The organism is Cyclobacterium sp. 10D3-21, assembly GCF_055809755.1.
The window spans coordinates 5,803,079-5,816,234 of the sequence record NZ_CM147924.1 but is presented as its reverse complement, the minus strand read 5'-3'; the positions used below and the strand labels follow the sequence as shown (position 1 = coordinate 5,816,234).

At 33.0% G+C, this 13,156-nt stretch carries 10 protein-coding genes; 5 read left to right on the top strand and 5 right to left on the bottom strand.

Going from position 1 to position 13,156, the window contains the following annotated elements; translation table 11 throughout:
- Positions 1-23 precede the first annotated feature (23 nt).
- The 5 genes from AC0L7T_RS22455 to AC0L7T_RS22435 all read left to right on the top strand — a co-directional run bounded on the left by AC0L7T_RS22455 (position 24) and on the right by AC0L7T_RS22435 (position 7,673).
- Positions 24-851: a toll/interleukin-1 receptor domain-containing protein gene (locus tag AC0L7T_RS22455; RefSeq protein ID WP_473338575.1), complete on the top strand. Its 828-nt coding sequence runs from the start codon at positions 24-26 to the stop codon at positions 849-851.
- Positions 852-922: 71 nt separating this feature from the next.
- Complete coding sequence (locus tag AC0L7T_RS22450) at positions 923-1,969, top strand: hypothetical protein (protein WP_473338574.1); 1,047 nt, start codon at positions 923-925, stop codon at positions 1,967-1,969.
- On the top strand, positions 1,954-2,925 hold the full coding sequence (locus AC0L7T_RS22445) for an AAA family ATPase (RefSeq protein WP_473338571.1): 972 nt from the start codon (positions 1,954-1,956) through the stop codon (positions 2,923-2,925). Before AC0L7T_RS22450 ends, AC0L7T_RS22445 begins: the two co-directional genes overlap by 16 nt.
- Before the next feature lie 55 nt (positions 2,926-2,980).
- Positions 2,981-4,075 carry a hypothetical protein gene (locus AC0L7T_RS22440; RefSeq protein ID WP_473338569.1) on the top strand — a complete coding sequence of 365 codons (1,095 nt, stop codon included), beginning with the start codon at positions 2,981-2,983 and terminating at the stop codon, positions 4,073-4,075.
- Between the two features lie 4 nt (positions 4,076-4,079).
- Entirely contained in the window at positions 4,080-7,673 is a 3,594-nt protein-coding gene (locus tag AC0L7T_RS22435; RefSeq protein ID WP_473338567.1) for an NB-ARC domain-containing protein, read from the top strand.
- A 214-nt stretch (positions 7,674-7,887) separates the two neighbouring features.
- On the opposite strand, the gene AC0L7T_RS22430 is transcribed toward AC0L7T_RS22435, so the two are convergent.
- From AC0L7T_RS22430 to AC0L7T_RS22410, 5 genes are all read right to left on the bottom strand, one after another.
- Positions 7,888-8,520 (bottom strand): IS630 family transposase, encoded by a 633-nt coding sequence (locus AC0L7T_RS22430; protein ID WP_473338565.1) that lies wholly within the window; start codon positions 8,518-8,520, stop codon positions 7,888-7,890.
- 42 nt (positions 8,521-8,562) lie between these two features.
- Entirely contained in the window at positions 8,563-8,940 is a 378-nt protein-coding gene (locus tag AC0L7T_RS22425; RefSeq protein ID WP_473338564.1) for a helix-turn-helix domain-containing protein, read from the bottom strand.
- Positions 8,941-9,012: 72 nt separating this feature from the next.
- On the bottom strand, positions 9,013-9,930 hold the full coding sequence (locus AC0L7T_RS22420) for a tetratricopeptide repeat protein (RefSeq protein ID WP_473338563.1): 918 nt from the start codon (positions 9,928-9,930) through the stop codon (positions 9,013-9,015).
- A gap of 344 nt (positions 9,931-10,274) precedes the next feature.
- Positions 10,275-12,227 carry a hypothetical protein gene (locus AC0L7T_RS22415; protein ID WP_473338562.1) on the bottom strand — a complete coding sequence of 651 codons (1,953 nt, stop codon included), beginning with the start codon at positions 12,225-12,227 and terminating at the stop codon, positions 10,275-10,277.
- Between the two features lie 2 nt (positions 12,228-12,229).
- A complete protein-coding gene (locus AC0L7T_RS22410) occupies positions 12,230-13,156 on the bottom strand; it encodes a hypothetical protein (protein WP_473338561.1) in 927 nt (308 codons plus the stop codon).

Here is a 13,156-nt window from a genome sequence, read left to right as displayed (position 1 = left end):
TAACACAACCAAACCATCCCAAAGTGGAAAAGAAGGAAATTAGGATTTTTATTTCTTATGCTCATGAAGACAATGAATATTTCGAGGTTTTTTCAAAAGAATTCAATAAACATCTTGGAGGATCATCGAAATACGATTTTGATTCATTTGATGATAGGCAGATTATCTTAGGATCGGATTGGAATGAACGCCTAGAAGAAGAATTGAATAATTGCCAAGTTGGGATTTTATTGGTCAGCAGTGCATTTGTAATATCCAATTACATTCAGGAGCAGGAATTGGACGCCCTTTTGAATAGGTCGGAAAACCAAAAAAATATTGTCATCATCCCAATATACTTCGAATCATTTGATTTTGATGATCTTCTTTTCCTAAAACCTAAACAGTTTTTCAAACCGAGTGGCTTACAATATGGGCACGCAGATAAAACAGATTTTAGTTTTTCACATTTGGTTTCTTTTGCACTCCATAATGGAAAACATATTGCTGTCAAGAATTCCTATCGAAATGACTACTTGAGAGATTTAAAGAAAAAGTTAGAAGAAGCCTTAGATGAAAAATTTGGAAGGATTGCTATCAAACCAAGCGGTGATAAACCAGAAATTACGACAAAAAATATTATCTCGAATCCGGATGAAATTACTTTTTCAAATTCCAAAAAATCAAAGGAAGAAATTTTGCAATTAATCAATGAAGATATTGGGGAAGCATTAGGAAGTCTTCTTGATATATTTGGAAAAGTCAATGGGACTTTTAATGACTTGTACAAACAATATTTTTCTCCTCCAAACAATTTTGATCTGACGTCATACAGGAGTAGGCTTAAAAGTTTTGTCAGGTTTAATTTATAGGCACAATAAATAAACCCATTATTTGAATTTTGGCAGATAGGTGGACAATATAAATTTAATATTTTCGGAAAATGGAAGAAATTCTATCTGATATAGAAACTGACATATGTAAGGCCTTAATTAATCTTTTCGATATTTTCGGAAAGAGTAATGTGTTATTTAATGAACTTTACACCGAGTATATTTCCCAACCTAACAATTTCGACAATCTTAAATTTAGAAATAGACTTAAGGCTCTTGTTAAATCGGAAAAGGAATATATTACTGGTATAATAGATGATAAAGAAGTAAGTGGATTTAAAGAGGACTTAACCTACAAGATTCTACGTGAATTGAATTTTAATCACCAAAAAAAATGGTTTGAAACATTATTAAACTCGCGAAATAAACTTTTAATCCCTTTTATAATTAGAAACAAACCAAATTTTGGACAACGTTGGTTATACAATAAATTAGTCTTGTCTATCAAGGACTTTGGAAAAGATTATCATAGACCAATTTTACTTAATTTGTCAAAATCTCAAACTAATAGTTCAGAATCATTATTTGACTTATTGTTAGGTGCATTGTCTAAACCGAATGAAATATCAGAAGATGCAACTACAAATATAAAATTTAGATTTGTACGAGATAAAATTAAAGAAAGAGTTAAAAATGCTTATCAAATAATAATTTTAGAAGAAGCCTTTTCATTTGCTCAAAGTGAAGAATTTGAGAAGTTCTTTACTAAGCTAAAAGATATTAGCGAAGAATTAGAACTAGTTAAGGAAAATGGGAATAAATGTATAGTTATTTTTATTGAAGAAATAGAAGAAGTGTATAGTTGCAAGTCGCTTTGTTTTTTTACTGAAAATTCTGACATTCTTTCCATAAAAAGTGAAAAGCAATTAAAAATAATTGATCTTTATATCAATAAATGTATAACTGAGGATGATTTAAGTAATTGGTTTGAGGCATATTATGATGATTTAATAGATTGTTTTAAAGATTATATTGGAAATAAAACTAAATACAGCAGTTTAATCCAAGATGGTAACCCTGAGGTTGTTATAAAAAACCTCTGTAAACAAATGAATGTGAACTATGATGAAATTGAAAAACAATGGCTGACACATTAAATTATTCTGGTAATAGATTAATAGAACCAACATCTTTCGAATTAAATAATGGGAAAATAAAACAATTGGAAGCCTATATTCCTTCCCCTGACTTGGTAGAGTCAGTTAATTTAACTATTATCCTTAAAAAAAGACCCTTGTTACTTATGGGAGAACCCGGTTGTGGCAAAACCAGACTTGCTGAAGCGGTGGCTTATGAATTACATGGGGAAAAAATGTTTCATCATTTTTTCCGATGGGACATCAAATCTACGACAAAGGCCAAAGACGGTATTTATCAATATGACGCATTGAAAAGACTTTATCACGCCAATTTAAATTCAACTAAAAAGGAAGAAGTCGAAAAGATAGAAAATTACATAAATTACGGAAAGCTCGCTAATGCTTTCCTAACCCCTCCAAATGGGAGTTTGCCAAACATCCTTCTGATTGACGAAATTGATAAGGCAGACATTGATTTTCCGAATGATTTGCTGATAGAGATTGAAAACCGATCATTTTCAATTCCTGAGTTAGGCAAAGAATTTCAGGCAATAAGTGATGTTTTGATTTTTATTACCAGCAATCAGGAAAAGGAATTGCCACCTGCTTTTTTACGGCGTTGTCTCTATCAATTTATTGAGTTTCCTGATGAGGAAAAGTTGAATTTAATTTTAAAGCAATATGTAGGAGGACTTGATAAAGAAACTATTTCTAAAGCCTTGGAGGCATTTAATGAAATCAGAAATACTCTTAACGATATTGATAAAAAACCATCTACAAGTGAACTGATTGACTGGTTTAAAATGATGGCTTTTTATAATGAAAGAAGGAATCAGAGGGAAGATCTTTTAACAGAATTAGAGAAAAAATTAATCTGCCAATTGGACAAATTTGTTAAGGAAAATAAGTATCCCTACTTATCGATTCTCTTGAAAACCAAAGAGTCAAGGCAAAAAATAGAACCAAATTCCTGAAAATATAATGGAACTTCCCCTATATAACGTTTTTGAATCCCTCCGGAAAAATGGCTTGAATCTAGGAATTAATGACTATTTCGATTTTCTTAAAATTCTGGATTTTGGGCATGGAATTAATCAAGAAGGATTTCTAGAGGAGGAAAAGCTTTTGAAATTATGCAAGAATTTATGGTTTAAACCCAGTTATAGCAAATTAGTTTTTGAATCAATTTTTAAGGAAAATTTTCAGCAAGTAATTCAAGAGTCAGAAGCTCAAAGCCATTTAGACGAGAAAAGACCGGAATCTAAGCAAGATGACCAAAAGAAATCTGAGAACTATCAAGAAAAACAAAAAGATAATAGTTCAGAAGAAATCAAGTCAAATTCAGTAAAGATAAAATATTCCTATCAACCACCTCTTAGTGATAATATGGGGAATACTTCAATGTTATTAGGTAAGAGAAAATTTTTATTCACTGATTTTTTTTTCGATTTATCCAAAAGGCAAATTCAACAAAGCTTTCGGTTTTTACCTGTTTATCAGCCATCTAGTTTTTCTAATGAGATAGATATTGATGCAACTATTCAAAAATTTGCCCAAGAAGCAATAATTACTCTTCCTGTTTACAAAAAGAGTAAATCAGTCATCAACAAAGTTTATGTCTTAGTTGACAATGGGGGTTCGATGGTGGCCTTTGAATCACTTGTAAGCAGTGTTTCCAAACAACTTTTTCTTGCATTTAAATCAAAAAATTCTTCAGTAAGTGATCGGGTTGAAAAATATTTTTTTTACAACGTACCTGATAAATACTGTTATAAAAATATTTCCCATACAGAATCTGTGAAATTGGATGATCTCTTGGCCAAAATCAGAAAAAATTCCTCCCATGTGTTAATATTTAGTGATGCGGGTGCAGTAAGGGGAGGCAATTCAGATGATAGATTTAGAAGTACTTTAAGGTTTCTAATAAAACTGAAAAAATCTACAAGCAAGATTGTTTGGTTAAATCCTGTTCCTCCTTTTAGAGAAAATCAGCTAGAGATTGGTCCGAACCACAGATGGGGAAATACTACTGCAAAAAGAATTGCACGATTTGTTCCAATGTTTCATCTTTTGGACCATCATGAACTTCAGGCAGCGGTAAATAAACTTAAGGGTAAATATTGAGTCTATGAATGATTCTACATATCAGGATAAAATTGACTACTTTTCCCGGAAAGGTAAAGGGTATAAAGAATTTGCCATTTTCGCTGCACAGCCAATTGTATTTTCTACTGAAATACTGTATCTAATCTGGTTTAACTTTAGGAATTACATCTCCAATAATCCAAAAGAACAACCTTCCTACATGGTGGTATCTGATTTGATTTTGTCAAGTTTGGTTTCTCCCATCGGACATCATTTGTTTTGTTTCCAGACTCCTGTAAGGGAGATTTTATTGCCTCATATTGACCCGAAGTGGGAAATTGAAATAGCTGAATTTGTAAAGGAGTATACCGAAAAGTCCAAAAATATCATCCCCAAAAATATTCAGGATATTTTCAGCGATGGCGCAATGTCTGTTTTAGATCCAAATGGGTTTGAGAGAAACATTTATGAAAAGCTGAAGAATTCAAAAAATGAATTGGAGAAGAATAATCTCTTGAGGCTATTTTTTGAAACCAATTCCGGGAGAACTTCCGCTCAAAACAATCATGGATTAAGGATTGAGATAGTTGAAAACAATGAGGAAAAAGATACACTTACTGTACCTACATATTCTCCCTTATTAAAAAACCCTGATTTCTTTATAAAAGCTGCGGAATGGAAAAAAAAACCAAGTGTAAAGAAGTCTTTCACAATTTTTTTAATTAGTTCCCGTGAACTTAGGCCCGAACGGGAGAAGTTTGAGATTTTTATAGGTCGGCAGAACAATTTTCTGATTAAAAGGAATGTACAGTTTCGGCTCGAAGTCTGGGAGGATTTGGGGGCAGAACTTAACCAAGGTAGACATCAGGATGGTTTCAATAAAATGCTGAATGAAGCTGAAATAGTAGTAATGATATTCTGGGAAAGAATCGGAAGATATAACCTAATGGAACTTTATCTCGCCCACCAAAGATTTAAGGAAACCGGGAAACCTTTGATTTATGTTTTTGAAAAAATAGCTCCTCCAATTTTTGAACTAAATAAATCTGATAGGAAAAGTAAAGAAAGTTTTCTCCGCTTACTTCAGGAAAACGAACAGTTTCATGTGCAGTTTGAAAGCTACGTTGAACTTGAAAACAGTTTCAAGAAAATGCTTGATGTGCTCATTGATTCTGGGTTTTTCACTTACCAAGAACGGGCTAAAATGCTTAGCCCCAATGGCCCAATTTCACCAAATCTATTTTTGGGAAGGGAAAAAGAGTTGGGATTTCTGAAAGAAAAATTTGAAAAAAGTCCGCAGACCATTCTTATCCATGCTGAGGCAGGTATGGGAAAAACCACACTCGCTTCTAAATACTGGTACGACTGCGAATACCTATATTCCCACCAAGCATGGCTTTTTTGTGATCAGGGCATAATGAATGCCCTGAAGACGCTAGTTCCGAACATTGGACTAGATCCAACGGCTTTTAATGCGTTAGGAGAGGCAGATCAGATAGCCACCTTAAAAACAGCAATTTCCAATTTGGAAGGGGACTTTCTCCTTGCTCTGGACAATGCCAACGATGCTGAAGATATCAGCGCTTTTTTGCAGAATTTCAAAGGATTTAATTGGAATGTGCTGATCACAAGCAGGTGTAGGGAAATCTTGGTTTCCAAGAAAAATGAATTGAATCTAAACCACCTTTCCCCTGAAGAAGCGAGTGCACTGTTTCAGGAATATTACAGTGAGGAAGGGGAGGAATTTAAAATGCTGCTAGATAGCATTCTGAAAGGGCTGAATTACCATATGCTTTTAATAGAGGTCTTTGCCAAAAATCTGAAAGAAGCCTCTGGACTTGGCATGGACATGAAAGGCTTTCTCCGAGAACTGGAAGAAAAGGGTTTGATTCTGGACGAAGGCAATAACTTCGAAATCGTAAGTAGCTATTCCAGATCACCCAATAAGAAGGTTGCCACTACCCTCGATATTCTCAAATTAGTTAATGATTTTAGGAAGCTGACGGAAGAGGAAAGGCTTTTTATGGTGAATATGGCACTCTTGCCCTCGGAAAACTACACCCTCAAATTTTTAATAGAACTGTTCAAACCCGAAGACAAGAGCGTACTTAAGAACACCCTAGAGTCCCTATACCGAAAAGGGGAAATAGGCGGTACTTCTGAGGAAAATATTTTTCACTACCGCATTAGCCCCGCTATCCAAAGCCTCATCCAATCCAAATATAGAGAAACCCTCTGGGAGGATGGCCAACCCTTATTCCTTAGACTAAAAGAACTTTTGAATTTTGATGAAAAAATATCAGATATCCATTACTTTGGAAAATGGATTCCATTTTGTGAATTTTTTATTAAGATTTTTGAAAATTCAAATGAAATAGAATTAGCGAAATTTAAAAGTAACCTCGCCTTGGTCTTTAAGAATATGGGAGGAAATAAAAATCTTAATACTGCCATTGCATTATTTGAAAAATCTTTGAAAACAAATATCTTAAATTTTGGAGAAAGTCATCAGGAGGTAGCTAATATTCATTTCGAACTTGGATTGATCCTACATGAGCTAGGTGGAATAGACAATCTCCAGAAAGCGAAAGAATTGTTCATAAAGTCGTTAAACTCACAAATTAAAAATTTCGGAAATCAAGCTCCCGCTGTTTCCGAGAGTCAATCCAACTTAGCCCAAGTACTCCAAAACCTAGGAGGCGAAAGGAATCTTTTAGAAGCGAGGTTACTTCTAGAGAAGTCCCTTTCCTCGGACATCAGGAATTTTGGGGAGGATTCCCCTGCTGTGGCCATAAGCCGTTCCAATCTGGCCATGATCTTGAAAGACCTCGGGGGCAAGGCCAACCTGCTGGAGGCGAAGGAACAGTTTGAAAAAGCCCTTTCTTCGAACATCGGGAATTTCGGTGAGGATTCCCCCTATGTAGCAAAAAATAGACAAAATCTTGCCCTTGTACTCAAAGATCTTGGCGGAGAAAGTAACCTCTTTTTAGGCAAGGAACAACTTGAAAAAGCCCTAGCTTCTCAAATCCAATATTTTGGAGAGGAATCCCTTAATGTGGCGGATTGCAGATCGGGTCTTTCAGATATTTTAATGGATTTTAATAATGATAATTATCTTATTGAAGCAAAAAATCATTTAGAAGTAGCGATCAAAACTTATAAATTTTTCTTGGGTGATAAAGATCCTTTGGTGGATAAGTGGAACAGAGTATATAATAATTTAGTTTTGAAAATTGAAAGTAATTATTCAACTTTTCCAAAAAATCCTTCACCACCATCTTCAATCTTTGTAGTCACTGCCTATGGTGAATTAACTGCAATACCCTTGAAGGAATTGGTTTTGCTTGAGGCGGATGGCCATGTGATTCGGGCATATCTCTCAGATCAGGAAAAACCCATTGTATTCTCTTCTCCCGGTTTGAAAAATTTCTATTTGCATAACCTAGATAAATTTGGTAACGATTTTTTTCAGTTGAGCAGAAAGCATGTGGTCCGAATAAGCAAAATCCAACAGATTAGAGATAATCATATCAGATTGCCGCGATATTCTTCTAACTCAGCTAATATCTCCTTTTTTGTGCCCATACCAGTCAGTGGGGGGAAGAAAAAGGAACTGATTGCTCTATTACGTAGATAGTCGTGTGATTTAACAGTTAATTATACGAGCAATCATACCAGTAAATTGATTACTCAATGCAGGGAACGTTAGTCCAGCACTCCACTCATAATTTGGATAAAAACCTTGCTGACTATTTGGTGACATTAACACCAAATTTTTCTAGCGTGATTTCGAATGCTATTCTTCGCCGTTTGGGCGAAGTATTTTTACGCGAAAATCAATTATATAAAGTCTAATAATTAATTTCACATATTCTTTTCATCTCCTCATTTGGTTTTTGGAAATGAGAAAACATTTTCCAGAACGCCACTTTTCTTTCTTCCATGGTATGGATATATCTATTATGTGTTATTTTCTTTCTAATGTACCACCATGCTCTCTCATTCGGATTCAACTCGGGTGGGTACGGGGGAAAATAAACCAGTTCCAAAACCGAATTTTTTAATAGCCATTTTTTTAGCAGTCTGGCATGGTGATACCGGACATTATCCAATACCATAATGATCTTCGAATGCTTTCTGTATTTCCATAGTATCTTCTTGAGATGCTTTTTGAAACTTTTATAGTTGCCTTTTTCATGGAACGAGACTGTTATTTGGCCAGTGTCAAAGTTATAGCTACCCATTGCAGTTCTCCTTTCCCTGTTTCTCTGCTTTGTTGTCATTATTTTTGGTTGACTACCAATTCTTCCCCATTTATAACCAACAGTTGCTGTATTTGACAAAGAGAACTCATCTTCATATAGCAAAATGGTATCAGGTGGACTTTCTAGGAGTTTTTTTAGACTGTTTTTAAACTCCTCCTGTGCTTTTTCATCTGCTTCGGGATAAAATCCTTTTGCTTTTTTTTGATAACTGAATCCCAATTGTTTAATAATGTTGTAAATCTGGGCCTTCTTAAACTCAACTCATAAGGTTTCCTTTACCCAATTAATAACCATAGGTCCGGTCCATATTTCTGAATTATACCCGTAGTCTACCGGAGAGTCATTCAGCAAGAGATAGGACAAGGCTATCTTTTGTTCTGATAGCAGAGAAGATTTTCTGCCTTTCCCGGGTTTATCCCTCAAACCTTCTATACCATTTTGTTTAAAGCGATGAACCCAATTGGTTATCTGTTTGAAGCTTGTCTGGTAAAATCCTTCTAATTTTCGACTGAGTTGTCCCAGTGAAACCTGATAAACAGCATATAGTCTTAATCCAATCATATAGCGTTCATTTTTTCGAATAAGGTCCTTAATTTCCTCAGGAGTGTAACCTTTAATCTTTAATACTAGTCTTCCCATTATTTAAATCTTTTTAGGAAGATAAGTGTATTTTATATAATTTAAAAATAGACTTTATATATTAAAGTAATATTACTCGTTTTTAATTTTCGCCTTATTCATTAATACACCTTTGGTTTTTTGGTAAACTGTTTTATGATAAGAATTATCTAAAATTTTAATTGAATCCAAATATCTAGATGTTCGTATTGAATCCTTGTATAAATCATATTCTAATACAGTAACAACAGCAAGAGATTTTACATTTATTGGCCTTATATCTGAAAGTACAGAAATTATTGAATCGGCTTTAACTGTATCCTTTTTCAAAAAGGAAATGGTTGCTAGGTTGGCATATAATAAAGGATCATTTGACTGATAAACAAGGGCTTTTTCAAAGAAGTAATATGCACTGTCCCAATTTTTATTACACATAGATATATTTCCATGATTGGCGTAAGACCTAGAATAGGTACTATCAATATTTAATGCTTTTTTATAATAAATTTTTGCACTATCAATTCGGTGAAGTTTTCTTGTCGACATGTATATTGCCATATGTTCTTCATAAAATGAAACACCTAAGTTGTTTAAAGTTGGAGTTTGATCTTTCATATTCTGGAAATTTGGAAGTGCTTTTTGAAAATAATTTCTTGCTGTTTCAAATTCACCTTTTTTTAAAAAAAAAGAACCTAAATAATGAAATGAAAATCCATCATTTGTTTTATCATCATCGTTGATTAGCTTAAAAGCAACGGGCTTAATGCGAGGATCATCGTTTACATGAAAAAAAGCCATAAGACGTAAAGGCTCAATCTCCTCTACAATTCCAATTGCAGTTTTATCAATGACATTTTGGAGGGATATTCCCTCAATTTCAATAATTTTATCTTTAAAAGTAACTAAACTAACATATTTTTCACCAGTTGCAATACGACATTTTATGTAAGTATTCCTGTCAAATCTACTAATAAAATAATTTATGATTTGATCGAAGTTTGATTTTGGCAATTCAATGAGTTTATTATCTAGGTCAATTTTATGAGCGTAAAAGTCTTTATACCAACTTGAATTCCCTGAATCTTGAATCTCTTTTATTCGAAATAAGACTTTTGCCGCTACTATTTTCCCATCGAATCCTTGGTTGATTATTTCATTTGAAACATGAAAAGGTTCAATTATTATTTTCTTTTCAAATTAAACGGTAAATAGATTTATCAAAATCAAAATAATAGGTATAAGAAATACAAGGTTTCTAACGGCCCTAAACCATTTTTCAAATTTATTTAAATATTGATTATTTGAGGTGTCTTTTTCATCCGAAGTCATTGGATATTAATTTGTTCCATTACGAGTTAATTACTATTAAATATTTTAATAATTGGAATATCCCAACTCAGAAGTAGCATTATTTTGTGTGAATTGTTTAATGTTGATATATTTTCGACATTTACTTCTCTTAATTCAGGAGTGTAGTGGTATCCAAGTCCGAGAGTCAATGGAGAATTTTTAAATGCTCTATTTAAAGAAATTCCCGGGGAAAAAACCTGCTTAAAGGTAAGCTCCGCAGGAAGCTGACTATTAGAATCATTTAATCTGTAATTAAAAGCCGCTCCGATATCTGCAAACGATGCAAATATACTCCAAGAACCTTCTGATATATATTTAACGGAATTTCGAGTTGTAGTTGGTTGTCTATTATTTTTAACATTATCAGATATAAAACTCCACATAAATTCAAAACCAATTGGAGCAGTTATTCCAAAATTGGCCTTTACATTAGATTGGTCAAATTTCCCTAGCCATTCAGCTCCACCATATATGCCTGGATGAGCACTTAGTGTTAAATTAAATGCGCTTCTTCTTTTATCTAAATAGGAGAATTTTGTTACATTTTTTTGTATCAAAACTTTTACATCATCAGAGTTTTCTGCTTTAACTACGTCAACCATAAAGCCTCCATACTTACTCATAGCTTGGGTAAGCTCTATAACTTGGGTTGCATTAACTCCACTGGCCAATAATACTGTATTTGTAATGTAGAGACCATTTGTTACCACATATCCATAATTCTTGGAATAGATCGATTTATACAAATCTAATGATTTCTCTATAAATTCTATAGGGTAAATCTTTTTATTTTTTATTGTAAAATTAATAGGTACTGATAATTTTTTTTCACTCACATTATCGATATGTTTAATTAGTTTTAATGTGTTTTCCATCACTCCAATATAATCATCAGATATTAACTTTTCTTTTGAATGGAAATTTTCAATTGTATTTAAAATTTCAGCTAATGGATATACAGTACTTTCAAAAAAGACAGCTGCTGAATTTTGATCCAGATCAAATATATTTTTAAAGAAAGTTGGGTCCTCATAGTAAATAAGTGCTGCAAAAATTTCCGATTCCTTTACTTCATCTATTTTTTTAAGATTGGAAAAACTAAGCCAGATGTTTTCAAACTGAGGAAACATTTCTGGTAATAATGGATCAGTATATTTTACTTTTTGTAAGTTTTTTTGTAAAATATTTGCAATATGCACTACATTAAAATATTCGATAAAACCATCTTTTGAATCTTTGTATTTGTTTTCTAAATGATCTAATACCTCAGCAGGATGATCTCCTTTAACTAATCTATCGGATAAGGATATCCCAAAACTAAAGGGATAAAATAGTTTTTTATTTAATAATTCTTTTTTTAACCCGCTATTTTGTTCGATATAAAAATTCAGGTTCTCAAGGGTGTTTTTTAAATCATCCTCGAAAGCTTCTTTAAAATCGTTTCCTATAGAGGTGTAATTAAATATATCAGCATCATTAAGAAAAGAATGGGTTTTAGGATAAAGAATTTTCAATTCGGGAATTTTGTTTAGTTTTTGTCTAAATCTATCAATATACAAAGTAGTAGCTTCCTCCTTAAATCGTTCAGCAAGAAATTTTGCGGTTCCGTCGATAATTAAAGATTGTGAAGAAGTTGAGATAAAAGAGGATGTCCCAATAGCCGCAACGCTTTGTTTAAAGCCAAATTTATCAATTCCTTTTTCTTTTGTAACTCCATTTTCATCTACTTCAATAACAGCATCAACTATTTTTATTACTTTAGTGATATCAACTTCGGAAAGAGTTGAATCAAAGGGATTGTTGTAAAATTTTAACACAAGGGGGTCAGAGTTGTCCTTTTTAATTTCATGATAATGATAAATTTTAAGGGATTCATAAAAAGCAGATTGGGCAAATAACGTATTTTGAAAACTAAAGATCATCGTTAGAATTAGAATTTTAATAGTTGTATTTTTCATATTTAAAAACTTTTGGTAGGAGATATATGTAGGTTGCTAAATACATCTGTTATATGTTGAGCGAAACTAAATTCAAGAGATTCAATATTTGTGGGTTTCTCTCCGGCAATTAATAACCCAATTCCTACATTGGGATTGTAGCTATCAAACCAAATTGAACCTGAATCTCCGTTATCAGAAATTTCTATATTTTCATGAAATTGATCGTCAAGTGGAACAAGTCTGAATCCCTTAATTTCTTTATTAGAGAAATTTGACCTTTGAAAAAAAACTCCAATTCCATCGACGACTGCCTGAGTGATACTAGTTGTTCTTCCAGACTTTGTTAAAAAATCACCTATTCTAACATTTCTTATTTTATCAATAATATTATTGGATTCTATTTGTTGCAATTCAGTATTTCTTCGAGAATTTAACAATGCAATAGCAGCATCTCCTTTTGGGTCAAATCTTAGTATATTTCCAATTGTGTGAAAAATGGGATGTCCTCTGTCTAAACCCCTTCCAGGCTGAGTAACTGGTGCCCCAATTGAACCTTGAATTACATGAGCAGCAGTAAGAAGGCACGGCTTTAACGCATTAAGTTTGTCAAAACAGATTAAACCCAAAGTGCCCGAGCCCGAATACCCTATGCTAATTCCAGGTTGAATTATAGTTGCAATTTTTATTCTAGAAGAATTTACTGGTATTACTCTTCTATTTTGTTGATCTCCATAATTTACATAGTCAATAAATTGAATAAACGAATTTGTTGCTGTAAATTGAAGTGAACCTTCGGTATGAACACGTATACAAAGATCTTCTTTCCTAACACCATTTATATATTTATTTCCAATGTCAATTAGAAATACGTTTTTATAATTTCTAAATTGACTGACCGCCAAATTAAATTCTTTAATTAGATCATCTGAAAATCCAAATTCTTTCAT

Bases quoted from the DNA above. Each gene is read 5' to 3' on its own strand.
- AC0L7T_RS22450 (WP_473338574.1), top strand. From the start codon at position 923: ATGGAAGAAATTCTATCTGATATAGAAACTGACATATGTAAGGCCTTA.
- AC0L7T_RS22445 (WP_473338571.1), top strand. From the start codon at position 1,954: ATGGCTGACACATTAAATTATTCTGGTAATAGATTAATAGAACCAACA.
- AC0L7T_RS22435 (WP_473338567.1), top strand. From the start codon at position 4,080: ATGAATGATTCTACATATCAGGATAAAATTGACTACTTTTCCCGGAAA.
- AC0L7T_RS22425 (WP_473338564.1), bottom strand. From the start codon at position 8,940: ATGGGAAGACTAGTATTAAAGATTAAAGGTTACACTCCTGAGGAAATT.
- AC0L7T_RS22415 (WP_473338562.1), bottom strand. From the start codon at position 12,227: ATGAAAAATACAACTATTAAAATTCTAATTCTAACGATGATCTTTAGT.
- AC0L7T_RS22410 (WP_473338561.1), bottom strand. From the start codon at position 13,156: ATGAAAGAATTTGGATTTTCAGATGATCTAATTAAAGAATTTAATTTG.